This is a genomic window from Halobaculum sp. MBLA0147, assembly GCF_041361345.1.
GTDB lineage: Archaea > Halobacteriota > Halobacteria > Halobacteriales > Haloferacaceae > JAHENP01.
Map to the genome: position 1 here is coordinate 513,383 of NZ_JBGKAD010000001.1, position 25,773 is coordinate 539,155.

Here is a 25,773-nt window from a genome sequence, read left to right on the forward strand (position 1 = left end):
CTGCCTCGACGACAGTCCAGCGTTCCCCGTGACGACCGCCGACCGTCCCACGCTGCGGGGGAGTCAGACAGGTATAAGCCCGGCGAGCCCCGGTCTCCGACGACGATGGTGTCCCTGCCAGACTGGCTCTCGTTCCGGCGACTCGCGGCGACGGCCACGGGGATGGCGGGCCTGCTGATCGCGCTGGGGATCTTCACCTCGGCGTCTGGGTCGGGGCTCGCGTGTGCCCAACAGTGGCCGCTGTGTGACGGCGGTGTGCTCCCACAGACGATCCCCTCGTTCGTGGAGTGGTTCCACAGACTGTGGGCGATGATCACCGGCTTCGTGATCTTCGGCGTCGGGGCGTGGGCGTGGCGTGCTGCCGACGCGCGTGCGACCAAGCTCGCTGCGGTCGGCGCGGCGCTGCTCACCCCGCTGCAGGCCGTCTTCGGCGCGATCACGGTGACGTTCAACGGCGCGCTCCCGGCCGGTTACTCCGCGCCCGTTCACGCGGCGCACTTCCTCACCGGCTCCAGTATCTTCCTCGGGTTGACGTACACGACCCTGCGCGCCTACGAGGGGCTGTCGACGCGCCCGCTCGCCGAGCGAGCCCGCACCGCACTGCGTGTCGCGGTCGGCGGGCTACTCGTCTGTGCCCTGCTGTCGCGTGCGCTCCCGCCGCTCCAGTTCGGGCCCTGGGTGCAGGCCGTCTTCTACCTCGCCGCGCTGGGGACGCTGGGCGCACTCGTGGCCGCGGTGCGGTGGCTCGGACGACTCGGCCGCGGTCGGCTCCGTGCGGCGGCCGCACTCGCGGCGGTCGCGCACGGCGCCGCGATGGTGCTCGGCCGGGACCTGCTGTACTACAACACGGTCGTGCGCTCGGCGAACCTGATCGCGGTGCTCGCGGCGGTCGCGTTGGCGGTCGGCACCGCCTGGAGTCTGGAGACGGAGAGCGGACGTGACCCCGGGCGGTCGCGTGCGCCGACCGACGACTGAGGAACTGCTCTCCGGATCGTAGCCCCTCGCGAGTCGCTCGCCCCACGTCGTCAGTCGAACCGGACCTCGACCGCGGCGTCCTCGTCGGCCGGTCGCGTCCCGCAGGGGAGGTCGGCGAACGCCTCCCGCAGGTGGTCGTACGTCTCGTCGATGGCCTCGACGATCACCTTCGTGTCCGAGATCACGGGCATGAAGTTCGTGTCGCCGGTGTACCGCGGGACGACGTGGGTGTGGAGGTGGTCGTCGATGGACCCACCCGCGGCGTCGCCGCCGTGGTTGAGCCCGGCGTTGAGTCCGTTCGGCTCCAGCGCCGTCCGGATCGCCGCGAACGTCGCCTGTTTCAGCCGCGCGTGGTCCGTCACCTCGGCCGGTGACAACGTGGTGTAGTCCCCCTCGTGCGCGTCGGGGATCACCATCACGTGTCCGGGGTTGTACGGCGCGTTGTTGCAGATCACGAACGAGTGGGGCGACCGCGCGACGATCCGGCTCTCCCGGTCGGCGTCGCGGTCGGGCAACACACAGAACGGACAGCCGTCGACGGCGTCCGGGTGATCCTCGCGTCTGATCCAGTCGATCCGCCACGGCGCGAACACCTGGTCCATACGGCCACCTTCGCCCGCGACGGCTTGAATCCACGACGTTCCCGCCTGCCGGGCTTCGACCTGTCACTTCACCTATGAACGAGGTGAAAATATAAGTAGGTCGTCTGCGTCGTGGGCGGTATGGCCACACAGCCCGCCGGAGCGGACAGCGTACGGGAGCGGTGTGGGGAGTGTGGACACACGACTTCCCACCGCGTCCGGGTGGAGATCCGGACGGAGAGTCAGACGGCGGAGAACGCGCAGTTCTCTCGCGAGCCGTACCGCGTGTCGACGTGTAGCGAGTGCGGCACGGAGTCCGTCACCCGGATGAACAACGCCTGAGGCCGCGACGACGGCGGATCTCCACGAGACTGCGGCACACGACTGGGGGTCTCGTGGGTGACTCGCCCGCGAGTGACGACTGGGTACCTCGTCGGGCGACACGACGGCCACTCACGACTGCGGGTTCCTGCGACGACACGACGCTTACTCACGACTGCGGGTTCCTGCGACGACACGACGCTTACTCACGACTGCGGGTTCCTGCGACGACACTCTGGCGTGTCAGTCGAACAGCCCCTCGGTCGTCACCTCGATCCCGTCCTCGCGGACGAGGATCGTGTGTTCCGCCTGACTCACGAGCCGGCCGTCCTCCTCCTTCAACACCGGGTAGCCCTTGACGAGCCCCTGTTGTGTCAGCCGACGGAGCGCCATCTCCGTCCGCGAGGAGGACAGCGCGCGCGCCGCGAACGGGAGGCCGTCGAACTCGCGGATCTCCTCCAGCGCCTGTCGTGCCGAGCGGTTCCGGACCGAGCGGTCCTCGACCAACTCGAAGATCTCCTCCGTCGAGCCCTCGCCGACCTTCCCGCGGCCGTCGGTGGCGAACGGCTCGATGGCGACCGCCTGGCCCGGCTCCAACTCGACGGAGCGGTCCACGCCGCGGTTCGGCACGTTCGGCCCCGTGTGGGCGTCGTACTGTTGGACGCCGTGCCCCGAGAGGTTGTACACCGGCGTGTATCCGTACGCCTCGATCACGTCCTCGATCTCCGCGCCGATCTCGCCGACCGGCACACCCGGGCCGGCGGCGTCGACGGCCGCCGCGAGCGCCTCCTCGGCGGCCTCGACCAACTCCGGCGTGTCCGAGAGGTCGACCGTCACGGCCGCGTCCGCGATGTACCCGTCGACGTGGACGCCGACGTCGAGACACACCATCTCGTCGTCGAACGTCGTCTCGTCGTCGCGCGCCGGCGTCGCGTGGCTCGCCTCCTCGTCGACGCTGACGTTCACCGGGAAGGCGAGTCCGTCTCCCAACTCGCGGACGCGATCCTCGGCGTACTCCGCCACCTCCAGGTGTGTCACGCCGGGTTCGATCATCTCCCGCGTCTCGTCCATCACCGTCGTGAGGATATCGCCCGCCTCGCGGTGGGCTTCGAGTGCCGCCTCGTCGAAGTCGCTCATGCTCCCCGGTTGTGTGGTGGCGCGCAAGTACGTTGTGGGACGGCGACGCCTCGTCGATCGCCACCGCCGTCGGAAGCCGGGCGATCTCGTGACGACACCACGTACATCCGAAAGACGTAATCGGGGCGCCGGAGACGAGTGAGACACATGGTTCGGGACGCCTACGAGCAGATCACCCGGAACGCGACCGAGGTGATCACCGACGAGGAACTGCGCGAGCTAGCCGAGTCACCAGAGGGCAAGCGAGCGTACGTCGGCTACGAGCCGTCGGGCGTCCTCCACCTCGGCCACATGCTCACCGCGAACAAGCTGCTGGACCTCCAAGCGGCGGGGATGGAGGTCGTGATCCTCCTGGCGGACGTCCACGCCTACCTCAACGACAAGGGCACCTTCGAGGAGATCCGCGAGACGGGCGAGCGGATGCGCGAGCAGTTCCTCGCGTACGGGCTCGACGAGGACAAGACGGAGTTCGTCTACGGCTCGGAGTTCCAACTCGACGAGGAGTACGTCCTCGACCTCCACCAGTTGGAGCTGTCGACGACGCTCAACCGCGCCCAGCGCGCGATGGCGGAGATTCAAAGCGGCGACACCGCGAAGGTGAGTCACGTCGTCTACCCACTGATGCAGGCGCTGGACATCGAGTACCTGGATCTGGACCTGGCAGTCGGCGGGCTCGACCAGCGGAAGGTCCACGTGCTCCACCGCGAGGAGATCGAGGGGCTCGGCTACGAGTCGCGCCCCTGTATCCACACGCCGATCCTCGCCGATCTGACGACGGGTGTCGGGAAGATGTCCTCGTCGTCGGGCGTGACCATCTCGATGGAGGACTCCACGGAGGATCTCGAAGAGAAGGTGAACGACGCCTACTGTCCGCCGACGCGGGACCCGGACCCGACCGACGAGGGCGAGGAACGGGAGAATCCCGTGTTGGAGCTGTTCCAGTACCACGTGTTCCCGCGGTTCGAGACGGTCGTGATCGAGCGCCCCGACGAGTACGGCGGGGACTTGGAGTACGACGACTACGAGTCGCTGGCGACGGATCTGGAGGCGGGGGAACTCCACCCGGCGGACGCCAAGCCCGCGCTGGCCGACTACCTCGACGAGTTGATCGCACCCGGCCGCGAGAAGATCCGCGAGCGGGAGTAGTGGTCCGCGAGCGGAGATCGGTCGCTCGAGACGGATCGTTACGATAGAGCAGTTACGCTATCTTTCTCGACTACTCTCGACGGAGCATCACACGAACCCGAACTGCGACATGAGGCCGGTGACTAGCCCGCGCACGACGAGGCCGACGCCGGCCAAGACGAGCGCGAGGCCGGCGGCGACGAGTGGAGCCTGCCACGCGATCAGTCCGAGCCCGGCCAGTGCGAGTACGATTCCGGCGATCCCGAGCGTCCCGAGTCGGTCGAGCACGCTCCGAGGTTCGACGCGTGCCTGAAAACGACCCCGGTTCCGACGCGACGAGGCGGGCCCGAGCGTCGACGACCACACCGACCGCAGCGGGAGCGAACGTCCGCCTCGGCGCGTGTCCACCGGGTTTAAATTCCAGTCTGCGTTACCGACGGGTATGAGCGACGGTGGACCCGAGGGACGCAAGAACCTCCGAATGCCAGACGACGATCAGGTGTTCGCCGAGGTGACGAACATGCTCGGCGCGAACCGGGTGAAGGTCCGGTGTGTCGACGGGAAAGAGCGCACCGCGCGCATCCCCGGGCGGATGCAGAAACGCGAGTGGATTCGCGAGGACGACGTGGTCCTCGTCGAACCGTGGGACTGGCAAGACGAGAAGGGCGACATCGTCCACCGCTACGAGAAGGCCGACGCCGACCAGCTCCGCGACGAGGGCCACATCCAGTAACCCCGCCGCTCGCGTGGTGACACCGATTCTGCGGGACACGACGTGACCAGCGACTGCCCCGCGACCGCCACGAGACGACGCCGCGACGACGCCGCGACGACCCCGAACCACGACACAGAGTCACACGACTCCGACGGAGTGAAATGGCTCGCGACCCAACGAGGCACGTGGACACAGACGAGTTACTCGGCGCGTTGGTGGACGCGTTCGACGGGACGGAGGCCGAGCGCCGGGTGGTCGCTCGGCAGGCCCGAGACCTGGCGGACTCGGGGCAGTTGACCGAGGACCGCGGGACGGAACCGACCGTCGAGAGCGTCGTCGACGACCTCGCGGACGCGCCAGACGACCGAGACCTCGTCGGGCGGTGGAACTGGTGGATCGCCTCGCTGGAGACGGCCTACGGCGGCTACGAGCGGTTCGGGGTCCGCGTCGTCGGCGACGAGCGCGACGCGGACGAGCCGGGCCCGAGTCGCTGAGACGCTGCGGCGACCCGATGCGTCGACCGGCAGTCTCGTCACCGCACCGTCCGGCACCGTCACGGCTTTGTTCGGGCGAGGCAAGGCTCACCCGATGAGTCACAGGTCGCTCGTCCCGTCGCAGCTCCCGGACGGCGGCGACGCGCCGTGGTACGTCGCACCGTTGCCGGAGTGGCTGGAGTCGGCGGGGCTCCGTCTGGTGGTGCCCATCGTCCTGGTGAACCTCGTCGGGACGGCGTTCGGGTTCTGGTACTACGGGTTCCACCCGCTGCCGCTCTCGGACCCACTGATCGTCTGGCAGTTGGCCGGCGAACCGCCGGTGATGTGGGCGTTCGTCCCCGACAGTCCGGTCGCGACGGGGTTCGTCGCCGTCGCACTCGGGCTGTGGTGGCTCGGACGGCCCAGCGAGTACTGGAACGTGCTCGCGTTCTTCGGCTGTTGGAAACTCGGCCTGTGGACCCCGTTCGTACTCGCGGCGTTCGCGGACGGGTTCCTCGCGACGACACCGGTCCCGATGTACGCGTTCCTGTTCGTCTCGCACCTCGGGATGGCCGTCGAGGCGTTCCTGTTGTACCGGATCTCCGAGTTCCCGACGCGGGCCATCCTCGTCGCGGTCGTCTGGTACGGCGTCAACGACGTGGTGGACTACTTCGTGCCGGTCGTCGGGACACCACACCACACGCTGCTCCCGGGCCAGGTTGCACTGGAGTCGGGACTCGGGTTCACACACCCGACGCCGGACCACTGGATCGCGGCCGCGGGGGCGGTCGCACTCACCGTGACCGGGACGGCGGTGGCCGTCGCGACGCGCCGGCACCACGCCGGCCGCGAGTGAGCGCCGGCAGCTACGGTCCCCCCGCCCGACCCGTGACGACCGGAGGTACGGCTAAGTGCCTCCCCAGCGTCGAGCCCAGTGTGCTCGCGTACGATGCCGTCGCCGATTTCCCGTTCAGCGTCGAGGCGGTCGCGCTGGAACGCCGTGCCCGAGACACCTCCTCGGGGTTCGAGCGGGTGACGACGACGATCCACCTCCACGGCGAGTCGGACCGCGGTCGCGGCGAAGACGTGACCTACACCGCCGCCGATCACGACGCTCTGTACGCCGATCCGGAGGCGGCGACCCCCGCCGGACCGGGTGTCGAGACGGCAGCGGGTGTCGACTTCGGGTCGGCGCTGACGGGCGAGTGGACCGTCGCGGAGTTCGCCGCGCGACTCGACGAGCTGGATCTGTTCCCGGTCGGCGAGCCGGAGATGGCCGCCAGTCACCACTACCGGCGGTGGGGGTTCGAGAGCGCGGCGCTAGACCTCGCGCTGCGGGCGAACGACAGGGACTTCGCGACGGCGTTGGGCACGACCGCCGACCCCGTCCGCTTCGCCGCCTCGACACGACTGGGCGAGCCGCCGACGACGGACCGCGTCGACACGATCTCGGATCGGGTGCCGGGGATCGAGTTCAAACTCGACCCGACGAGCGAGTGGACCGACGCAGTGATCGAGGGCTCACCCGCCGATCGCGTCCGCGTCGTCGACTTCAAGGGGCACTACGAAGGGACGGACGTGGATCAGGAGCCGGACCCGGACCTGTACGAGCGCGTGATCGAGGCGTTCCCCGAGGCGGTGATCGAGGACCCGGCACTCACGGAGGCGACGGTGCCGGTGCTCGCGGACCACCACGAGCGAATCGCGTGGGACGCCCCGATCACCGGGGTCGAGAGTGTCGAGGCACTCCCGTTCGAGCCGTCGTGGCTCAACGTCAAGCCCTCGCGGTTCGGCAGCGTCGAGTCGCTGTTCGAGACGCTACAGTACGCCGCGGAGCGCGGGATGTCGCTGTACGGCGGTGGCCAGTTCGAGTTGGGTGTGGGGCGGACACACGTCCAGACGCTGGCGGCGGTGGCGTACCCGGACGCGCCCAACGACGTGGCACCGGGGGCGTTCAACGACCCGACCGTGCCGGACCGGCTCCCGGCGTCGCCGTTGGCACCACGGAGCGGCGCGCTCGGGTTCGAGTTCTGAACTGGGCGCCGGCGGCGGCTGCAGCCACGGACGTGTGCGTGTCCGTGGTCGTGCTGCGGTCACTGCCCCGCGATCACGTCCCGCAGCGTCGCCGGGTCGAGCGTCGCCCGTGCGCCGAGTGCGCGCGAGGCGACGGCGCCGCAGGCGTTCGCGACCGCCAGCGCGGCCTCGTCACGCGGGGCGTCCCCGTCCGACTCGGGCGCGAGTCCCGGGAGCACGTCCGTCAGTGCGGTGTCGGCGAGCGCCCCCTCGCGGGCGGCGAGAAACCCGGCGGCGAAGGCGTCGCCCGCACCGGTCGTGTCCAGCGGTTCCACGTCGAACCCCGGGTGGTGGATCGTCTCGCTGCGCCGACGGACCTCGGCGCCCTCGCTCCCGAGCGTGACCACGACGGTCGCGTCCGGGCGGACGGTGTCGCCCCACGGCGCCTCGCCCAAAGCCGTCGCCTCGCGGTCGTTGACGAACACCAAGTCGGCGAGTCGCAAAGCGGCCGAGAAGTCGCGGTCGGCCAGTCTCCGGCCTGGCGCGAGACTGATCGTCGCGTCGCGGTCGCGGCCGCCCTCCGCGAGTCCAGCCGCGACGGCGGGGTCCTGGTTCGTCAGGTGGACTACGTCCGTCGCCAGGGCCCCGTCCGGCAGATCCCGCGGCGTGTACGCCTCGTTGTGGCCCGCGCCCGACAACACCATCACCTCGCCGTCGCCGTCGACGACGAGGTACTTCACCGCGGTGTCGCCGTCGGCGCGGACGAGGTGTGGGTAGACACCCGAGTCCGCCAGTTCCTGGCGACACCGCGTGCCGGTCTCGTCGGTCCCGATGGAGCCGAACAGCGTCGGGGTCACCGACAGTCCGGCGAGGTTCACCGCGACGTTGGCTGCACTCCCGCCGCCGGCCTGACGGGTGCTCTGGAGCGACACCTCCCCGTCCGGCTCCGGCAGGCGATCCACCCGGAGGGTCACGTCCCAGTTGACGTGCCCCGCGCACAACACGTCGGTCACTCCCGACTCGTTTCGCTCCGGCGGTGAAAAGGGCGTCGTGGGAGACGGATAGGCGGAGGAGTGAAGTACTGTCCGAGGGAAGTATTATCTGTCGAGAGTATGAGCACCGAGGAGTCAGAACGAGTGGTGTCTGTGAGTTCGCGCGGGCAGGCGACCATTCCGAAGGAGTACCGAGAGAAACTGGGGATCGAAGCACCCGGGCGTGTGAAGTTCGTCGAGACCGCCACCGGGGAGGTGGTGGTCCAACCGATCGAGTCCGTCACCGACCTCCGCGGGACGCTCGCCGGGAAGACGGACGACAGCGGTCGAACGGCCACCGAACTACTCCGAGAGGAACGGTCCCGAGATCGAGACGACGACCAGATCGCTCCCGCCGACAGAACGTCCGGCGACTCCCCGACCGACGTCGACGACGGAGGGGACGACGAGTGACGACACCGGACGGCGTCGACTCGACGGTGGTGTTCGACACCGAGCCACTCGTCGCGTACTTCTGTGACGAGCCCGGCGCAGATACGGTGCAACGGTACGTGCAGGCAGTCGAAGGCTCCGTCGACGGGTTCGTCTCTACGGTGAACCTCGCCGAGATACGGTACGTGGTGAGAGCGATCGAGGACAGAGAGCTGGCCGACACTGTGGAGCGAGTGATGGCCGAGAGCGGGATCGAACGCGTCGACACCACGGAGACGTGGCGTACTGCAGCCCGTTTCAAACACAGACACTCCCCGGCGCTGGGTGACGCCTTCGCGCTGGCGACTGCCGACGCGGTCGACGGGACACTACTGGTCGGTGCAGACGACGACTACGACGAGTTGACAGACGTGTCGGTCGAACGGTTCAGAACTGACCCGGTCTGAGTCCGGAACACCACGCCGATCCACGCTGTCTCGGGTCGAGGTGTCTCCTCGCCGTGCGTTCGTTCACCCCGTCGGAACGAGTCCGCGATTCGGCGCGAGGAGCCAGCCGTGACGAGTCGAGTCTACTCGTCGGCCTCCGCCCACGGCCGCGCCGCACTCTCGCCGAACAGTTCCCGCATCAGCGTGACGATGCTCTCGGGTGGGAACTGCCCGCTCTCGGTGACGATGGCGTCGACGTACCGCGGCGGCGTCACGTCGAACGCGGGGTTGCGGACGGTCACGTCGCCGATCTCCTCGCGGGTCGTCTCGTCGATCACCTCGCTCTCGTCGCGCATCTCGATCTCGACGGTCTGGCCGGTGAGCGTCTCCGGGTGGAGTTTGATCGTCTGCGCCGCGACCATGATCGGGACACCCCGCTCGCGGGCGTTGACCGCCAACCCGGAGGTGCCGATCTTGTTGATGACGGAGCCGTCGGCGGCGATGGAGTCGGCGCCGACGAGCACGTGGTCCACCTCGTCGAGGTACCGACGCGCCGCGGAGTCGACGATCAGCGTCACGTCGACGCCCATCTCGCGGAGTTCCTCGGCGGTGATGTGCCCCTGGTTGCGGGGCCGGGTCTCCTTGACGACCGCGGACAGTTCCTTCCCCTGGTCGACGGCCGCCTCGACACACGAGAGCGCGTCCGTCGAGTGACAGTGGGTCATCACCGTGTCGCCGTCGCGGAGGCGGTTCGCGCCGATCTCCCCCAGATCCGACTGTGCACGGTCGAGTCGGTCCGTGAACGCCTCGGCGGCGTCGACGACGGAGGTGCGGAGTTCCGCGACGGAGTCGCCCGTCATCCGTTCGAGGACGTACCGGAGCGCGTTCGGCAGCGACACCGCAGTCGGACGCGTGTCGTAGAGGTGGCGACCGGCGCGGCGCAGTTGTCGCTCGAAGGCGGCCGGCGACTCGGCCTCCGAGTCGCGGGCCTGCGTCGCCAGCGCCTCCGCCGCGGCACCGGCGATGGTCGCCGCGCCGCGGATCTCCATCGTCGCGATCGACTCGGCGGTCGACTGTAACTCCGGGTGGAGTCTCCCCGCTGGCTCGTTCGACATACCGGCCCGTTCCCGACGGGTCCTCTTAGATTGCGTGGTGGACCCGCTCACGCCACGCCGGTCGAGGAGTTGCGTCGGTGCGCGACTCACTTCCCCCCGTCCAGAACTCCCCGCAGCGCGGCGGCGAGTTCCTCGGAGCGGCGGATCGTCAACGTCTCCGCGGTGACGAACACCCCCTCCTCGTCGCCGGTGAGTCTGACGAGGTGGCCGTCGGTGAACACCCGCACGGTGTAGCGGTAGTCGCCCAACTCGGAGCCGGTGTAGGCGGGGCCGGTGTGGAACCCGTCGCGAGCCAGTTCCACGAACCCGGTGAGGTCCGCGTCCGCGTCCAGGTCCGAGCGCAGGTACACCTGTTCGAACGCCGCCGGCGTGAAGTAGGTCACGCTGCGCAGTCTGTCGCCCAGGCCACTCCGCGCGGCCGCCGTCACCGCCTCCGCGCGCTCTGGCGAGAGCAGTCTGTCTCGTCGCTCCATGCCTGTGTGTCTCTCGCACCCTCGGTACGAGACGTTTTCGGCCGTCTACTTCCGGACCTCGTCGTCTGGCAGTGTGTGGTGACTGGTTCGAAACGGCGACCTGTCACGGGGTGTGCACGCGCCGAGACTCACCACGAGAGGTTTATCGGTCGAGTACGAACCGGTGCGTGTGACACGGACACAGCCCTCCACTGGGGGTGGGAGTTCGCCCCCACTCGGCGTGTTGCTGGTCGCCGGACTCGGCATCCTGAGTGCCGTCTTCGACGTACTCGGCGGAGTCGGCGCGCTCGGTGCCGGTCCCGTCGGGTTCTTCGGCGGCACAGTCGGGATCGCGTTGGCCGTCGGGCAGATCGTCACCTTGCTCGCGCTACTCCGGATGCGCCGGTGGGCGTGGACGGTGACGCTGGTCGTGATCGGGTTGAACGCACTCGTCTCGCTGGTGACGCTCAGCCCCGTGTCGCTGCTGCTCGACCTACTCGTCGGTGGGTACCTCTTCTCCGTCGGCGAGAAGTTCGACTGAGCGGTGCGGACGGGTGGCGACACGTCTGTCGACGCCACAGAGCACTCTCGACACACTCGGAGCCACGTCGCCCCGCCCGGGACCCGGTCACCCCGTCTCGGAACCCGTGAGTCCCCGAAACGGTGAACCGTGTCGTCGCCTCACCAACCCCCGAGACGATGGGACGAGCACTGGAGAGGGTCCGAGGCGGCGTGGACCGACTCGACGAGTGGACCGACGGCGACGCAGACGGCGTCGTGATCGCCACACTGGGGCTGTCCGTGTACGTCGCAGAGACACTGTTGGGCACGAACCCGGCCTGGTACTACGCGGCACCGTTCCTCGCCCTCCTCGTGTCCGCGTTCAGACACCCACTCTGGCGGCGCTACCGTGCGTGGTCGGTCGACGACGAGACCGCTCGCCAGGACGGTTGAACGGGCGCGACTGGGATGGGCCGGTTCCCCCGATCAGTCCGCCGTCGGGGTCGGCGCAGCCACGTCGATCTCGCCCGCGTCGAGTCGCTCCTCGACGTTCCGGGCGGCCTGCACGAGGTTCTCCATCTTCCCGTAGGCGATCTCCCGCGGGAGCAGCTTCAGCCCGCAGTCCGGGGAGACCGTGAGCTTCTCCGGCGGGACGATCTCGAACCCCTGCTCGATGTTCGCCTCGATCTCTTCGACGGACTCCACCTCGGCGGTGTGGGCGTCCACGACACCCAGCGCGAGGTCCGGCGCGAACTCGCCGTCGGCGAACACCTCGACCTGCTCGTAGTCGCCGTTGCACAGCTCCACGTCGAACTCGTCGATCGGGAACTCGTTGATCTCCGGGTAGATCCGCGAGTAGTCCCCGTAGCAGACGTGGAGGCCGATCCGCACCGTCTCGGGGATGTCGTCGACGATCCGTTCCAGCGCCTCGCCGACGATGGCGTGGTCGTCGACGTGTTGGGCCAGCGCCGGCTCGTCGATCTGGACGTAGCGCGCGCCGGCCTCCACGAGGCGTTCGATCTCGTGGTTGACCAGGTCCGCGATCTCGTACGTCAACTCGGCGGTGTCGCCGTAGTGTTCGTCGAACGCCCACCGGGCGAGCGTGTACGGCCCCGTGATCGGCACCTTCACCGGGCGCTGGGCCACGTCGTCGACGAACTCGAACTCGTCGACGAGCCACGGCTCCGCGTAGCCCACCTCGTCGACGACGGACGGCTTCCGGAAGGTGTTGTGGCCCCACACCTTCACCGGGCCGTTGAACTCGTAGCCGTCGATCCGTTCGGCGAAGTACTCCACCATCTCGTTGCGGCGCACCTCGCCGTCGACGACCACGTCGAGCCCGGACCGCTCGTGTTCGTTCGTGATCACGCGTGCGGCGTCGTCTTTCGCCTCGGCCCAGTCGTCGGCGTCGAAGCGCGCGTCGTCGTCCTCGAAGCGGTCGCGGGCGCGGTTGAGCCACGTCGGCTTCTTGTACGATCCGACGACCGTCGTCATCAGGAAGTGGTCGTGCGGGTGGTCGGCAGGGCGGAACTGCTCGCGGTTCGCGGGGTTGCGGCTCATGCGGTCACCTCCGTCTCCAGGCGGTCGCGAGCGAGCGCGGCACCCTCGGCGAGGGTCGCCAGCTTCTCGCGGTGGCGGTTCACGGGCAAGTAGAACGTCTCCGTGTTGTGTGTCACGTACGTGGTCTCGAAGGTCGTCGCGGGGACGTTGTCGTGGACCCACTCCACGCGGTCCGCGACCGTCTCCGGCTCCTCGACGAGCGTGTTCTGCCCGTCGACGAGGCCCAGCGCCACGTCGTCGGTACAGCCGTACTCGTTGAGACAGTACAGCGTCTCGTCGCGGTCGCCGGCCACGAAGTCGAAGCCGACGCCGTCGATGTCGGCGTCCAACAGGTGTGCGTACGGCTTCTCCTCGAAGGAGTCCCAGTAGGTGTCGACCACCACGTCGGCGTCCGTCGCCGTCGCGACGGTGTCGACCGCGGCGCTGGCTCGCTCGTCGAGCCCGTCACCGGGTGGGTTCACGACGTAGGAGGGTTCGTGGAGGAACAGCGTCGCGTGGGTCGGGAACGCCTCGACCTCCGCCGCGAGGAGGTCGGCGACCGCCGCGAGCAACTCCGCCTCGTCGTCGTAGAACTCGTCGGTCGCCAGGTCCGCGAGCGTGTACGGGCCCGGCAGGACGGCCTGCGTCGCGGCCGCCGCGTCGCCGTCGAAGGCGTCCACGGTCGTCTCCGTGTCGGCGGTCGGGTCGCGTGCGTCGCCCTCGATCCGGGTCAGCGGCTCCGCGCCGTCGAGTAGTTCCGTCGCCGCGGTCAACTCCGCACCCACGTCGCCGGACGGCGCCAACTCGTCGACGATCCGGGGGTCGCGGTAGAAGTTGTTGTTGTCGTAGTAGCGCACGATCCCACCGGCCTCGACGGCGTCGGAGACGATCAGCGGGTGTGCGAGCACGTCGTCCCAACGGAGTTGCCCCTCGACGATCCGGTCGAGGCCGGCGTCGAGTTGGTCCGCCACCACGGTCTCGCGAGCGCGCTCGTACGCCGCCCGTACCTCCGGGCCCTCGTCGCCGGAGATCAGGTCACCCTTCTGGTGGCCCTTCAGCTCCGACAGCTCTCGTTTCGCAGGGTCTGGCAACGGGTACAACCCCGTCGTCGTCGCCACGATCTCGGTCATCACCTGGTTCTTGGAATGCTCGTGCATAATACTGTTGTCTTCGACCGATGTCCGAGAGTTATCTCTCGTGTGGTGGGTGCCGCGCCGCCGTGGGACGGGAGAGGGTACGGCGAGGCTGGAGGCGACCCACGTCGGTCTCGTCACCACGCCTGCCACGTAGATAGCAAGCATCGGCACGCTCCAGTCCAAGGGACGGACACTCTTCCCCGTGGACGACGACCGCCTCCACGCCTCGAGGCGCGAAGCACGCGACGCGTACCGTGATGTCCCGCTCACGCATTGGAGGTGATCCCTGATAGTGGCGGCTGGGGCGGCGGTGGCAGTCGCCACGAGAGCGAGCCAGCGGCGGAGGTTACTAATACTGATCCATCGCTGGGTCCGGCGGAGGTTGCTCGCCGCTACGTGGCGACCCGAAACGGGAACTCAGTGCCGCCGAATCGCGACGTCGACCCGCAGCCGCTCGCTGTCCCGATCGTACTCGTACTCGCCAGATCGGAGTGCGTCGAGGACCGTCTCGAAGTAGGCACCGAACGAGGGTTCGAGTTCCTCCCGGTTCGAACTCTCGTGATCCCACCGCAGAAACACCGTCTCCTCCCCGCTCGTGGCCGCCCTGACACACAGGTAGTCACCGTTGCCCACAGCCAGCACTGGAACGAGCGATTCTCCCCAGAAGTCGTAGTCGAAGTCGCCGTCGATGCCACGCAGGACCTCCGTCGTCTCCACGAGGTCGGACAGCGAGAGTAGCCCGTACCCGAGGACGCCGTCCCACGAACACGTCTCACCGTCGTGGATAGCGTACGACTCCCGGACCGACGGTGGGAAACGCACGTCGAGGCGCTCCTCGGCGGCCGCTATCTCCGCCTCCGTGGCGGGCGGTCGCAACTGTGACGTGAGCGCGGGAGCGTTGTCCTCGGCCCACGCCTCCAGTTCTCGCCAGCGTCGTTCCACAATGCCGGCAGTTCACTCCCTTCGGTAACAAACGTGGTGGTCGGACTGGAACTCGTCCGGTTGCGCCAGGACGGATCGGGTGCCGTCACTCGCTACCGGGGGAAACCCGGACGTTCACAGCACCCGTTCGCGGACTGTCTCGACATCCTCCAGTTCCGTGTCGTACACCTCGCGGAGGACCCGCTCGGTGACCGCGGCCGCCCGGTCGGCGTCTAACGACGGGTCGACCGTGGTGACGAACATCTCACTCTCCTCGTGGACCGGGAGGTCCTCCTCGAACAGGACGGTCTTGGCGGCGTCGACGTGGCTCCGGTCGGGCAGTCCCGCGACGTTGAGCGTCCCCCACTGGAACTGGACGCAGGGGTCGACCGACCCCTGCCAGTCGAGACAGACCTCGGCGAACCAGTTGTCGTCGTATTCACCCCCTCGACGGTCGTAGTGAGCGTCGTAGACCCGTCGGAGGTCCGCGCTCGTCGGGTCGGAGACCTCCGTAGCCTCGTGTCGCCAGATATCCGGTGGCTCGGCCACCAGCCCGTGGGTGTGCTCCGAGTAGCGGAGCGTCCCCTCTTCGAGCGCGGTCGCGTAGCCGTCGAACCACGCGGTGAACCCCTCACCGCGGACATACCGTCCCGGCATGTCGTGCCAGACGGTTATCACCTGGCCGTAGTCCCCCTCGGGTGTGGGGTCCAGGTCCAGACAGAGGAAGTTACCCGAGGCGTCGTGTGCGAACGGAATGTCGTTCCACCAGACCTCGGCCACCTCCGGGTCGGGGCTGCCGGCCCAGTCCTCGAACCCATCGAGTCGTCCCTCGAAGGTCCCCTCCGCCAGCGCCGTCGTCATCTGCGTGTAGTTGTCGACGATACTCTCGGCGGAGCAGAGGGCGTGCCGGCGAAACAGGGGTCTCGACCCCGGCGTCTGCCCGTCGTGTCGCCGGAGGAACGTCTCGAAGGGGTCCGGGAGGTCGACCCCGACGGTCTCCGCTATCGCAGCCACGTCCTCGTCGGATGGGGGCGGGGAGAGGACATCCGCGGCGTCGTGCGCTTCGAGCCAGTCCTCGACGATTTGCCAGCTCTCGTGGATGGGTCGCATCGTCCGGTCGTATCCTCTTGCGTCTCCCGAAGTATATTTTATCCCGATCTCGAGATCGTGACCGGTTGCTCGTCGGCACGGCTGGTGAATTGCTAGGTCGAGCCCGTGGTAGACCCGACTGTCTCGCTCCGTGCGGCGGGCCACCACATGGTACGGGTTACGATACGGCTACGGGTAGGCGGCCCAGGAGAGAGCCTTGTGAGGCGGGGCGGGGAGGTGACCGGGAGAGCGAGTCGGCTCCGCCAGTCACAAGGGGGTGTCGCTCGGAGACGCGGGTATGCGTGTGACCTTCCTCGGGACGGGTGCGGCGATGCCACACCCGGAGCGAGTCCAGACTGGTCTCCTCGTGGAGGCGGCGGCCGGCGACGCGCGGCCGCTGCTCGTCGACTGTGGGGCCGGCATCCTCCACCGGCTCTCGCAGACGGAGCCGGGGTACGAGGCGGTGTCGACGGTGTTGTTGACACACCACCACCTCGACCACGTGGCGGATCTGCTCCCGTTGGTGAAGGCGCGGTGGCTCGCGGGTGAGGAACACCTCGAGATCGTCGGGCCGACGGGGACGAAGGAACTCCTCGACAGCGAACTGGCGACCCACGAGTACCTCGACGGGCGGATCGACCTCACCGTGCGGGAGGTCTCGCCCGGCGAGACGGTCTCCGTCGCCGGCTTGGCGGTCGACACCTACGAGACGCGCCACTCCGTCCAGTGTCTCGCCTACCGGTTCCGTGCCCCCGACACGGCGCGAGCGTCGGACGCGGAGGCACCCGAAGAAGGCGGTACGCCAACCGGAGCGCAGACCGGGAACCACACTGGAGAGCGGTCGGCGACGAGCGACGCGGAGGGGCTCTCGGGGGAGAGCGACGCCGCAGACGGTGTCACGACGGAGGACGTCGTCCCCGGCGCGGGCGAGCGACCGGGGGAGTTCGTCTTCTCGGGGGACTCGGAGGCGTTCGAGGGGCTGGCGAACTTCGCGGACGGGGCACAGGTGTTGGCGCACGACTGCTCGTTCCCCGACGGGATCGACGTGGACAACCACCCGAACCCGACGCAGTTGGGGGCGGCGCTGGCGGGGACCGATGTAGAGCGTGTCTACCTCACTCACCAGTACCCACACACGGACGGCGAGGAGGAGGCGATGATCGAGTCCGTCGAGGCACAGTTCGACGGGGACGTTCGCGTCGCCCGCGACGGGCTGCGGTTCACGGTCTGACGGGCGAAGATTCGCGTCACAGACCGGAGCCCACCAGACGAGAATCACGGTTCGCGACTCGACACACCGCCGGGAACGTTTATGACGGCGACCGTGGTACGTCGAGACGTGGCACACATCGACTTCCACCGGCGACTCGAACTGACGGAGCCGGTACTGTTGGAGGGGTTCCCGGGGATGGGCCTCGTCGGCAAGATCGCGGTGGACCACCTGGTCGCGGAACTCGACGTGGTCCACCTCGCGGACGTCCACTGTGACGTGCTCCCGCGGGTCGCCGGCTTCGGCGAGGGAGAGCCGGTCGTCAGGTCGCCGGTCCGCCTGTACGCCGACCCGGACCGAGACCTCGTCGCGCTCCAGAGTGACGTGCAGGTGTCGCCCGACGCGGCCTACGAGTTCGCCGGCTGCGTGGCCGAGTGGCTCCACGAGACCGACACCACGCCGGTGTACGTCGCCGGGACGGAGGCCGACGAGGAGTCGGACGGCGACGACACGGGTGCCGACGGAGTGGAGACGGCAGTCTCGCGGGGAGACGCGTCGCCGTCGGACGCGGCGGCGGTCGACGCGACCGCGGAGGGGACGGACACGGCCGCCGAGCAGGCCGAAGCCGCCTCGGACGTAGACCGCGGGCCACGACTCCGCGGAGTCGCTACCGCGGGTGCGAGCGACCGCCTCGCGGAGACGGACTTGGAGGTCCCCGACAACGCCGGGATCGTCTCCGGACCGAGCGGGGCGTTGCTCGCACACGCGATGGAGACGGAGCTACCGGCCATCGGCGTCGTCGCCGACACGACACCACGGTTCCCCGACCCCGGCGCGGCGAAGGCTGTCTTGGAGCGGGTCGTCGAACCGCTCGCCGGTGTCGACGTGGCCGTCGAGGAGTTGACGCAGCGTGCCGAACGCGTGCGGGCCGCGAAACAGCGACTCGCCGACCAGGTCGCCGCCGCCGAAGACGACAGTTCCTCGAAGGCGACGCCGTTGCGGATGTACCAGTGAGTGGCGGGAGTCGGTTTTACAACGCTTATATCCGCGGCAGGCGTGTGTTCGCACATGAGCGAGAACGCCGGGACGGACGCAGACCGCGACGACACCGCTGGAGAGGCGTCGGGTGACGCCGCGGCGGCAGACGCCGACGCGACGGGCGACGCCGAGACGGCCACCGGTGCGGAGACCGCACGGCGGGAGACGGACGGCGAGACGGCCGCGAACGACGACGAGGCAGAGCGGTCCGACCTCGTCGCCGAGGTCGCCGCTCACGACGAGGAGCTGGCCGCGCGCGTCGAAGACCGGATCGCCGCCGTCGAGTCGGAGGCCGAGGGCCACCGCGAGCGCGCCGACGAGTTGGAGTCGAAGCTCGCGCGGACCCGCGCCGACTTCCAGAACTACAAGGACCGCGCCGAGAAGCGCCGCGAACAGGCCGCCGAGGCGGCGACCGCGGACCTCGTCGAGAAGCTCGCGGAAGTGCGTAACAACCTCGTCCGCGCCCTGGAGCAGGACGACGAGGCAGACATCCGCCCCGGCGTGGAGTCGACGCTGGAGACGTTCGACCGCGTGCTCTCGGAGGAGGGTGTCACGCCCATCGAACCGGAGCCGGGGACGCCGGTCGACCCCCAGCGCCACCAGGTGATGGTCCGCGTCGAGAGCGACGAGCCCGAAGACACCGTCGCGGAGGTGTACGCGCCGGGGTTCGAGACGGACGACACCGTGATCGAGGCCGCGCAGGTGACGGTGAGTGACGGCTCGGGCCACGACGGCGAGGTGGAGCCGGCAGCAGCGGGTGGCGAGGAGGCGACGACGGACGACACAGACGCCGAGGAGAGCGCGCGAGCGGCCGACGGCGAGAGCGCCGAGACGGCGGAGACAGACGGCGGCGACGAGTCGGCGAGTGCGGAGTGAGTGTGCAGCGACACACGTACGGCGACCCGGACGACCGAGACCTGCTCGTGGTGCTCGGGTGGGGGAACCGACCGGAGCACGACCCGGTCGACTGGCTCCTGTCGCAGTTGGCGGCCGACTGGCACGTCCACGCCGTCGTCGTGCCGGAGAACGGGACCGACTTCGAGCGCGACTACCGAGCACCGTTGACCGAGATCAACGAGGCGGTCGACCCCGCGGCGACGCTGGCACACAGTCTCGGCTGTCTGGCGCTGGCACACGTCCCCGGCGACGACTCGCGGGTGTACGCGAGTCCGTTCTGGGGGACGAACGACGACGGTCTCGTCGGCGCGTTGCTCCCGCTCGTCGCCCGGCTCCCGGTCGAGCGGCGCGTGATCCCGGGCGAGACGGACCCGGACCAGCTGGGCGCGTTGAAACCCGCCGACGAGACGGGTGCCGCGGAGCGGGGGATCTCCCCGGCGTGGCTCCGTGCGGTCCGAGGAGCACAGGCGACGCTGCCGCCGTTCCGCGAGGGGAGTGTCGTCTACTGTTCGCTCCGTGACACCGTGGTCGGGGTGAGAGCGGTCGGCGACCACGCACCGGCCGACCGGATCAGACTGTACGACGGCGGGCACGAGTTCTTCGCGTCCGCGAGCCGCGAGCGCACACTCGACCGTGTTCGGGCGGATCTGCGGGCGGTGGCGGACGGGCGGACGCCCGTAAACTCGCGTCACGGCGGCGACGGAGCCTGAGAGGATTCCACACGCTGGCGGTACGTTTACCAGACAGTTGGGCGAGGCGTGACACGATGGTCGACCCACTCTCGGTGGCGGAGTCGTACACGGCGTTGGCGGAGACGTACGCGGCGGATCGCGACGGTGACGGACTGGAACGGACGGTCGTGGAGTCGGTGGTGGACGGCCTCCCGCCCGAGTCGCGGGTGCTCGACGCGGGGTGTGGCGACGGCGTCCCCGGCCTCGCCGCCGCGGTCGAGCACGGGACGGCGTACGGCGTCGACATCTCGGCCGGCCAACTCGCGCTCGCGAGCGAACGAGTGCCGAGCGCCGGCCTGGCACGCGGCGACCTACGGTCGCTGCCGATCACGACGGACGCCGTCGACTGCGTCGTCGCCCTCCACTCGCTGATCCACGTGCCGCTCGAGGACCACCAGACGGTGATCGACGAGTTCGCGCGGGTGTTGCGGCCCGGTGGGACGCTGGTGTGCACGGAGGGCCACACGGAGTGGGTCGGAGAGAACCCCGACTGGCTGGACACGGGCGTCGAGATGGCGTGGGAGATCGCCGGCACGGAGACGACGATCGAGCAGTTGGAGTCGGCCGGCTTCTCCGTCGAGGAGACGTGGGCCAGCGAGGACGAACTCGCCGACGAGGAGGGTGCCTCGAAGCCGATCTTCCGGGCGCGACTCCCGGAGTGAGTCACTCGGAGGTCGACTCGTCGGCTCGGAGCGTTCTCGGCACTCGATCCCTCCCGCCCGGAACACCGTCGACCGACGGGATTAGGAGGGGTCGGACACGACTCGGGAGGTGATGACGATCGGCTTCATCGGTGGGAGTGGTATCTACGAGGCGCTCCCGCTGCACGACACGCGCACCGTCAGCGTCGACACGCCGTACGGCGAGCCGTCGACGGACCTGGAGATCGGCGAGTTCGGCGAGACCGGGGAGGAGGTCGTCTTCCTCCCGCGACACGGCCCCGATCACCAGCTCTCGCCGACACACCTGCCGTACCGGGCGAACATCCACGCGCTGAAACAACAGGGCGTCGAGTACGTGATCGCGAGCAACGCCGTCGGCTCGCTGCAGGAGGAGTTGCCTCCCGAGACGCTGGTCGTCCCCGACCAGATCTACGACGAGACGAAACACCGCGATCTCTCCTTCTACGGCGACGGGATCGTCGTCCACCAGTCGTTCGCGGACCCGTACTCGCCGGAGTTGGCCGCCCACCTCGCCGAGTCCGCCCGCGAGGCGACGGACGCCGAGGTCGTCGAAGACGGCACCTACGTCTGTATCGAGGGGCCACAGTACGCGACGATGGCGGAGTCGGAGTTCTACCACGAGCAGGGTTGGGAAGTGATCGGGATGACCACGATCCCGGAGGCGAAGCTCGCCCGCGAGGCGGAGATGGCGTACGCGACGCTGGCGGGGGTCACGGACTACGGCGTCTGGCGCGGGAAGCAGGACGACCGACTCGGTGAGGTGCTGAAACACGCGAAGAACAACGAGAAGGCGATCAAGGAGACCGTCGAGCACGCGATCCGGCACTTCCCCGAGGACGTGGACCCAGACGCCCACTCGGCGCTGGAGGGGACGATCAACACGCCCAGCGAGGCGATCCCGGACGACGTGCGCGAGGACGTGGAGCTGTTCGTCGGCGACTACCTCGACGACTGAGGCGACGGCGAGGGCGTCTCTCCGGGCGTCGTCGTCACCGGCGTGCGTGCGGCGGCAACTGGGTTCCGACCACGTCTCGGAGCCGCTCGTGGAACCGCTCGCGGGCGAAGCGGTCCCGCGGGAGCGTCGGTCGATCCCCGCGCTCGACGGCGGCGGCGACGGTCTCGACCGCGTCCGTCGCGGAGGTGTACAGTCGATCCGGGTCGCCGTCCAACACGTCGCGTTGGCCCCCGGAGTCCGGCGCGAACGCGACCATCCCGGCGGCGACGTACTCCGCGACGGCCATCCCGAAGTGTTCGTTCGGTTTCGCCGAGAGGCCGTACTTCGTCGTCGTGAGCAGTTCCTCCAGCCGCTCGCGCGAACAGTCGCGGTGGAGGTGTGCCCACTCGTGGTCCGCGACGGCCGCCGCGACGCGGTCGGCGTACGTGCGGTAGGCTGGCGCGGCCGTGCCGACGACGTGTGCAGTGAGGTCGTGGCCTCGTTCACGGACACCCGCGACGATCTCCAGCGCCGTCAGGGCTCGTTTGTCCGGCGCGAGTCGCCCGAGGATCACGACGCCGTCCTCGCGGGCGTCCCAGTCCGGGCCGCCGGTGATCGGGTCCACGGGCGGGTGGAGCACCTCGGGCTCGCGTCCGTACCGCGTCGCGACCGCCCGGGCGGTGTACGAGGAGTTGGCGAGGAGGTGTGCCCCCACCGGTAGCTCGCCGTCGCCCACCCCCGCCGCACGACTCCAGACGGCGTTCGGCAGCTCCCGTCCCCCCGCGATCCGATCCGCGATCGAACGGTCCGTGTCCGCTTCCGACGCCACACGACCCACATCCTCGCCGGGGTCGCCGCGTCGCGCTCGGAACTGTGGGTAGTGGACGTACTGGACCGACCGGCCGGGCACGTCGAACTCGTTGGCGGTGGAGACGACGAGGTCGAACTCGCCGCGGCGACGGCGGAGCCAGCGGTCCAAGAGGACGCTCCGCAGCGGGAGTTGCGGGCCGACGTGCGGTGCCGCGGCCGCGAACGCCCGCGCGACCGGCCCGCTCCAACTCGGCGTCTCCACGCGGACGGCGCGTGCGGCGTCCGTGTCGAAGACGGCGTCCAACTCCGCCAGCGGCGGGTGCGAGAGCGTGAGCAGCCGAACGTCGTGGTCGCGTCCGAGCGCCTCGCAGGCGTGGAGGCAGACGGCGTCGGCGCCCCCGCGCAAGTCGAGCGTGTTGTGGACGACGGCGATGGTTGCCACACACACTCCTGCACGGCACCGGACTAATCACCCTCGGCTCGTCGCCACGATCCGGTTCGTCCCGCGGGCGACGAGCCCCCCGAGTGGGTGCCCGAGACGTGTCCGCCGGTGTACCCGGGTTCTTAGTGGTCGGGTCCGTAGAACGTGTGTGAACTGCCTGTTCGTCGGCGCGGGTGCGGCCGCCGAGGCGTACGCCGCGGGGCTCGCCGAGACGGACCTGGACCTCGTCGGCGTCTGTGACCTCGACGGCGAGCGGGCCCGGACGCTCGCGAGTGCCCACAGCGCGACGGCGTACACCGACACGGCGGCGATGCTGGCCGCCGAGTCGGCGCCGCTGGTGGTGGTCCTCACCAGCCACGTCGCCCACGCTCCCGTCACACGGGAGGTGCTGGCGGCCGACCGGCACGCCTTCGTCCAGAAGCCGCTCGCGCTGGAGGCCGCGACGGCCTGGGGGCTGGTCGAGACCGCTCGGGAGCGCGACCTCGCACTCGGCTGTGCGCCCGTCGCGCCGCGGCACCCGCCACAGCGACGCGTCGCGCGACTGCTGGCGGACGGCCGGCTGGGCGACGTGCGGGTGGCGTACGCCCACGCCCACGTCGGGCGAGTGACGGAGTGGCACGACGACCCCGAGTCGTTCCTCGCCGTCGGACCGCTGTACGACGGCGGCGTCTACCCGCTGGCGCTGACGACCGCCTGGTTCGGCCCGGTGGAGACGGTCCAGACGGCGACGGCCGACGACCCGTGGCCGACGCGAGAGACGGCGACGCCGTCGGCGCCGAGTCACGTCGAGGCGACGCTGACGCACGCCGACGGCACTCGCGTGCGCCTGACGGCGAGTCTGTACGTGCCTCACCGGAGTCGCGAGTTCAACTCGCTGGAACTCCACGGCGACGACGGCTCGCTGTACCTCGGTGACTGTGGCGGCGGCACGGACGCGCGGGACGCGGTCCAGTTCGGGCGGTCCGGACGAGCGTACACCGCCGTCCCACCGGCAGGGCCGACGCGAGACGGCGGGTTCGCGGACGGCCCGCTGCGACTCGCACGGGCGATCGACCGGGGGGAGCGTCCGCGACGCTCCGCGGTGCGTGCCGCACACGTCGTCGCCGTCTGCGAGAGCGTCGAGCGAGCGGCCGAGCGACGCGAGTCGGTCACCGTCGCGGACGTGTCCGAGCGGACGCCGGACGCGGACGCGCTACGGCTGCCAGCGCCGGTACCGACGTACGGCGGCGACTCGTCGGCAGCCAGCGCGGGCAGTGTGGAGACATCGGGCTCGGCGGAGTCGCGGCGTGCGGCACTGCGGCTCCCGGCCGTCGGGTACGCGCCGGGCGGGTGGGACCGAGCGGCGACTCGGGGTGGGGACGGGAACACTACGGACACGCCAGCGACCGCGGACGCGACGGCCGCCGCACTCGACGCGGGGTGTCGCCTGCTCGTCGTCGACGACGGAACCGCGGGCGCGGTCGGGGAGGCACTCGCCGCGCCGGGAGCACCGGCTCGCGAGAGCCTCCACCTCGTCTGCCACGTCACCACCGACGACGGTGGCGGCCGAGCCGGAGCGGGACACGACGACGAGCGAGTGACCGGTGCGGCCGAGCGACTCCGGACGGTTGCGGGTGTCGACGGGTTCGACACGGTGCTGGTCGGCGGCCGAGGCTCCGGTTCGGGGGTGCTCGCGGCCGGACACACTCCGTCGTCCCCACCACGCTCCACGTCCGGCGACGGAGACGCGAGCCTCCCGCCGACACTCGTGGCGGTCGACGCCGCGCCCGCGACACCGCGGCGAGAGACCGTCGTGTCGTACCACGAGTGTGGTGTGCGACCGCTCGCCGTCACTCCGTTCGCGGGGGTCGAGAGGGACGCGATCCGAGCGCTCGCCGAGCGGCACGACGTCCACCCGACCACCGCCGTGGTCGGCTGGCACGTCGCGCACGGTGTCGTCCCCGTGACGAGTCCGGCCGCACCCGGGACGGTCGTCGACCACCTCGCCGGGGCGGGGCTCGACCTCGACGCGGCGGACGTGTCACGTGTCGACGCGGCACTCGGTGTCGCTACCGGTGGCCGAGACGGGAACCGCGCCGCGGCCGCGTCGAGAGCCGACTCCGACGACGGCGGAGGTGCGTCGAGAGCCGACTCCGACGACGCCGGAGGTGGCGTGTGGTAGACGACCCGACACTGCCGCGACGGCTCGGCCGGCAGACCACGGTCGTGGCACCCGGTGCGGCGGTCGTGCTCGCGGTCGGCTACGCCGTGGTGGCGACGACCGTCGACGCGACGGTCGCGACACACTGGCTCGTGGCGGCGGGCGTCACGACGACCGGCGTGGTCGTGTTCCTCCGACACCACTTGACGGAGAACCGACCGCCGTCCGGCGGTCCCGTTTCGCGGACACTCGGGCTCGCGAACGCCGTCACCGTCACCCGTGGGTTGGGGTACGCGGTCGCGGCCGGGTTCGTCGTCGTCGCACCCGAGCGGCTCGCGGCCCACGGCGGTGCGGCGCTGCTGTGGGTGCCGGCGGTCTGCTACGGGAGCGGCGTCGTGATGGACGCCCTCGACGGGTTCCTCGCGCGACACGTCGGGGAACGCACGCGACTCGGCGAGCGGCTGGACCTCGCGTACGACACGCTCGGATTCGTCGTCGCACCGGCCGTCGGGGTCGCGTGGGGGCGGCTCCCGGCCGTCTACCTCGCGTTGGCTGCGGCACGGTACGTCTACCGCGGCGGGCTCGCGATCGAGCGGCGGCGCGGGCGACCCGTCGGGTCACTCCCACCGAGTCGACTCCGACGGCCGCTGGCCGCCTTCCAGATGGGCTTCCTGACGATCGCGCTGACGCCGGTCGTCCCGGCGGGTGCCGTCCGGACGGTCGCACCGCTGGCACTCGCGCCGTCGCTGCTCGTGTTCGGGCGGGACTACCTCGCCGTCACCGGGCGACTCCCCCGGTGGCTCGGCGGGTCCCCGCGGGGCGGCGAGCCACACTCGGAACGGGACGGTGCCGCGGCCGACGACTGACTCCGGGACAGACGGACCGGGAGACGAGTGTCGGCCGCCGCCGTGTCCGACAGAGGAAAGTCGCTGGCGGTGCAGAGTAC

At 69.9% G+C, this 25,773-nt stretch carries 29 protein-coding genes and 1 pseudogene; 19 read left to right on the plus strand and 11 right to left on the minus strand.

What is annotated here, in order from left to right; translation table 11 throughout:
- Positions 1-105 precede the first annotated feature (105 nt).
- Positions 106-975 carry a COX15/CtaA family protein gene (locus RYH80_RS02410; protein WP_370902262.1) on the plus strand — a complete coding sequence of 290 codons (870 nt, stop codon included), beginning with the start codon at positions 106-108 and terminating at the stop codon, positions 973-975.
- Positions 976-1,025: 50 nt separating this feature from the next.
- Here the strand turns inward: RYH80_RS02410 and RYH80_RS02415 are convergent, their stop codons facing one another.
- Entirely contained in the window at positions 1,026-1,577 is a 552-nt protein-coding gene (locus RYH80_RS02415) for an HIT family protein (protein ID WP_370902263.1), read from the minus strand.
- 120 nt (positions 1,578-1,697) lie between these two features.
- Between RYH80_RS02415 and RYH80_RS02420 the strand changes: the two genes are divergently transcribed.
- Positions 1,698-1,898 carry a DUF7835 family putative zinc beta-ribbon protein gene (locus tag RYH80_RS02420; protein WP_370902264.1) on the plus strand — a complete coding sequence of 67 codons (201 nt, stop codon included), beginning with the start codon at positions 1,698-1,700 and terminating at the stop codon, positions 1,896-1,898.
- Positions 1,899-2,120: 222 nt separating this feature from the next.
- On the opposite strand, the gene map is transcribed toward RYH80_RS02420, so the two are convergent.
- On the minus strand, positions 2,121-3,014 hold the full coding sequence (map, locus tag RYH80_RS02425; RefSeq protein ID WP_370902266.1) for a type II methionyl aminopeptidase: 894 nt from the start codon (positions 3,012-3,014) through the stop codon (positions 2,121-2,123).
- A 147-nt stretch (positions 3,015-3,161) separates the two neighbouring features.
- On the opposite strand from map, the gene RYH80_RS02430 reads away from it, so the two are divergent.
- Complete coding sequence (locus tag RYH80_RS02430; RefSeq protein WP_370902267.1) at positions 3,162-4,160, plus strand: tyrosine--tRNA ligase; 999 nt, start codon at positions 3,162-3,164, stop codon at positions 4,158-4,160.
- 87 nt (positions 4,161-4,247) lie between these two features.
- Here RYH80_RS02430 and RYH80_RS02435 read toward each other — a convergent pair whose 3' ends face one another.
- Positions 4,248-4,427 (minus strand): DUF7470 family protein, encoded by a 180-nt coding sequence (locus tag RYH80_RS02435; RefSeq protein WP_370902268.1) that lies wholly within the window; start codon positions 4,425-4,427, stop codon positions 4,248-4,250.
- Positions 4,428-4,581: 154 nt separating this feature from the next.
- Here RYH80_RS02435 and eif1A point away from each other — a divergent pair, with 154 nt between their 5' ends.
- From eif1A to RYH80_RS02455, 4 genes are all read left to right on the plus strand, one after another.
- Positions 4,582-4,872, plus strand: coding sequence for a translation initiation factor eIF-1A (gene eif1A, locus RYH80_RS02440; protein WP_370902269.1), 291 nt, complete (start codon positions 4,582-4,584; stop codon positions 4,870-4,872).
- 143 nt (positions 4,873-5,015) lie between these two features.
- Entirely contained in the window at positions 5,016-5,348 is a 333-nt protein-coding gene (locus RYH80_RS02445; protein ID WP_489753319.1) for a WNWW family protein, read from the plus strand.
- Between the two features lie 94 nt (positions 5,349-5,442).
- The gene (locus RYH80_RS02450; RefSeq protein ID WP_370902271.1) at positions 5,443-6,183 is read left to right on the plus strand and encodes a DUF1405 domain-containing protein; all 741 of its coding nucleotides are present in this window, start codon (positions 5,443-5,445) and stop codon (positions 6,181-6,183) included.
- A gap of 80 nt (positions 6,184-6,263) precedes the next feature.
- Complete coding sequence (locus RYH80_RS02455; protein ID WP_370902272.1) at positions 6,264-7,361, plus strand: hypothetical protein; 1,098 nt, start codon at positions 6,264-6,266, stop codon at positions 7,359-7,361.
- A 59-nt stretch (positions 7,362-7,420) separates the two neighbouring features.
- Here RYH80_RS02455 and RYH80_RS02460 read toward each other — a convergent pair whose 3' ends face one another.
- Positions 7,421-8,353 (minus strand): ATP-dependent ribose-1-phosphate kinase, encoded by a 933-nt coding sequence (locus RYH80_RS02460; RefSeq protein WP_370902273.1) that lies wholly within the window; start codon positions 8,351-8,353, stop codon positions 7,421-7,423.
- Positions 8,354-8,452: 99 nt separating this feature from the next.
- Between RYH80_RS02460 and RYH80_RS02465 the strand changes: the two genes are divergently transcribed.
- A complete protein-coding gene (locus tag RYH80_RS02465; protein WP_370902274.1) occupies positions 8,453-8,785 on the plus strand; it encodes an AbrB/MazE/SpoVT family DNA-binding domain-containing protein in 333 nt (110 codons plus the stop codon).
- Positions 8,782-9,210: a PIN domain-containing protein gene (locus RYH80_RS02470; RefSeq protein ID WP_370902275.1), complete on the plus strand. Its 429-nt coding sequence runs from the start codon at positions 8,782-8,784 to the stop codon at positions 9,208-9,210. Before RYH80_RS02465 ends, RYH80_RS02470 begins: the two co-directional genes overlap by 4 nt.
- Positions 9,211-9,332: 122 nt before the next feature.
- Here RYH80_RS02470 and RYH80_RS02475 read toward each other — a convergent pair whose 3' ends face one another.
- On the minus strand, positions 9,333-10,304 hold the full coding sequence (locus RYH80_RS02475) for a ribose 1,5-bisphosphate isomerase (RefSeq protein ID WP_370902276.1): 972 nt from the start codon (positions 10,302-10,304) through the stop codon (positions 9,333-9,335).
- Positions 10,305-10,390: 86 nt separating this feature from the next.
- Positions 10,391-10,777, minus strand: a complete 387-nt coding sequence (locus tag RYH80_RS02480; protein WP_370902278.1) for a DUF7522 family protein — start codon at positions 10,775-10,777, stop codon at positions 10,391-10,393.
- 169 nt (positions 10,778-10,946) lie between these two features.
- Between RYH80_RS02480 and RYH80_RS02485 the strand changes: the two genes are divergently transcribed.
- Entirely contained in the window at positions 10,947-11,297 is a 351-nt protein-coding gene (locus tag RYH80_RS02485; RefSeq protein WP_370902279.1) for a hypothetical protein, read from the plus strand.
- A gap of 158 nt (positions 11,298-11,455) precedes the next feature.
- Positions 11,456-11,710 carry a hypothetical protein gene (locus RYH80_RS02490; RefSeq protein ID WP_370902280.1) on the plus strand — a complete coding sequence of 85 codons (255 nt, stop codon included), beginning with the start codon at positions 11,456-11,458 and terminating at the stop codon, positions 11,708-11,710.
- 33 nt (positions 11,711-11,743) lie between these two features.
- Here the strand turns inward: RYH80_RS02490 and RYH80_RS02495 are convergent, their stop codons facing one another.
- The 4 genes from RYH80_RS02495 to RYH80_RS02510 form a co-directional block, all read right to left on the minus strand.
- On the minus strand, positions 11,744-12,817 hold the full coding sequence (locus RYH80_RS02495) for a methionine synthase (protein ID WP_370902281.1): 1,074 nt from the start codon (positions 12,815-12,817) through the stop codon (positions 11,744-11,746).
- The gene (locus RYH80_RS02500; RefSeq protein ID WP_370902282.1) at positions 12,814-13,926 is read right to left on the minus strand and encodes a 5-methyltetrahydropteroyltriglutamate--homocysteine methyltransferase; all 1,113 of its coding nucleotides are present in this window, start codon (positions 13,924-13,926) and stop codon (positions 12,814-12,816) included. The genes RYH80_RS02495 and RYH80_RS02500 overlap by 4 nt, the downstream gene beginning before the upstream one ends.
- Before the next feature lie 423 nt (positions 13,927-14,349).
- Positions 14,350-14,874, minus strand: coding sequence for an SMI1/KNR4 family protein (locus tag RYH80_RS02505; protein WP_370902284.1), 525 nt, complete (start codon positions 14,872-14,874; stop codon positions 14,350-14,352).
- Positions 14,875-14,988: 114 nt separating this feature from the next.
- A complete protein-coding gene (locus tag RYH80_RS02510; protein ID WP_370902285.1) occupies positions 14,989-15,963 on the minus strand; it encodes an SMI1/KNR4 family protein in 975 nt (324 codons plus the stop codon).
- A gap of 277 nt (positions 15,964-16,240) precedes the next feature.
- Between RYH80_RS02510 and RYH80_RS02515 the strand changes: the two genes are divergently transcribed.
- The 6 genes and pseudogenes from RYH80_RS02515 (at position 16,241) to RYH80_RS02540 (ending at position 21,456) form a co-directional block, all read left to right on the plus strand.
- Positions 16,241-17,173 carry an MBL fold metallo-hydrolase gene (locus tag RYH80_RS02515; RefSeq protein WP_370902286.1) on the plus strand — a complete coding sequence of 311 codons (933 nt, stop codon included), beginning with the start codon at positions 16,241-16,243 and terminating at the stop codon, positions 17,171-17,173.
- A 108-nt stretch (positions 17,174-17,281) separates the two neighbouring features.
- The gene (locus RYH80_RS02520; RefSeq protein WP_370902287.1) at positions 17,282-18,166 is read left to right on the plus strand and encodes a proteasome assembly chaperone family protein; all 885 of its coding nucleotides are present in this window, start codon (positions 17,282-17,284) and stop codon (positions 18,164-18,166) included.
- Between the two features lie 54 nt (positions 18,167-18,220).
- Positions 18,221-18,910: pseudogene (locus RYH80_RS02525) on the plus strand (nucleotide exchange factor GrpE); the annotation flags it as partial.
- A gap of 158 nt (positions 18,911-19,068) precedes the next feature.
- Entirely contained in the window at positions 19,069-19,797 is a 729-nt protein-coding gene (locus RYH80_RS02530) for an alpha/beta hydrolase (RefSeq protein WP_370902288.1), read from the plus strand.
- 56 nt (positions 19,798-19,853) lie between these two features.
- Entirely contained in the window at positions 19,854-20,480 is a 627-nt protein-coding gene (locus tag RYH80_RS02535; RefSeq protein ID WP_370902289.1) for a class I SAM-dependent methyltransferase, read from the plus strand.
- Positions 20,481-20,592: 112 nt separating this feature from the next.
- Complete coding sequence (locus RYH80_RS02540; protein WP_370902290.1) at positions 20,593-21,456, plus strand: MTAP family purine nucleoside phosphorylase; 864 nt, start codon at positions 20,593-20,595, stop codon at positions 21,454-21,456.
- A gap of 34 nt (positions 21,457-21,490) precedes the next feature.
- Here the strand turns inward: RYH80_RS02540 and RYH80_RS02545 are convergent, their stop codons facing one another.
- Complete coding sequence (locus RYH80_RS02545; protein WP_370902291.1) at positions 21,491-22,687, minus strand: glycosyltransferase; 1,197 nt, start codon at positions 22,685-22,687, stop codon at positions 21,491-21,493.
- Positions 22,688-22,835: 148 nt separating this feature from the next.
- Here RYH80_RS02545 and RYH80_RS02550 point away from each other — a divergent pair, with 148 nt between their 5' ends.
- Together RYH80_RS02550 and RYH80_RS02555 are read left to right on the plus strand one after the other, a co-directional pair.
- Positions 22,836-24,848, plus strand: a complete 2,013-nt coding sequence (locus RYH80_RS02550; RefSeq protein WP_370902292.1) for a Gfo/Idh/MocA family oxidoreductase — start codon at positions 22,836-22,838, stop codon at positions 24,846-24,848.
- Positions 24,842-25,693 (plus strand): CDP-alcohol phosphatidyltransferase family protein, encoded by an 852-nt coding sequence (locus RYH80_RS02555; protein WP_370902293.1) that lies wholly within the window; start codon positions 24,842-24,844, stop codon positions 25,691-25,693. The genes RYH80_RS02550 and RYH80_RS02555 overlap by 7 nt, the downstream gene beginning before the upstream one ends.
- The last annotated feature ends 80 nt before the right edge of the window (positions 25,694-25,773 follow it).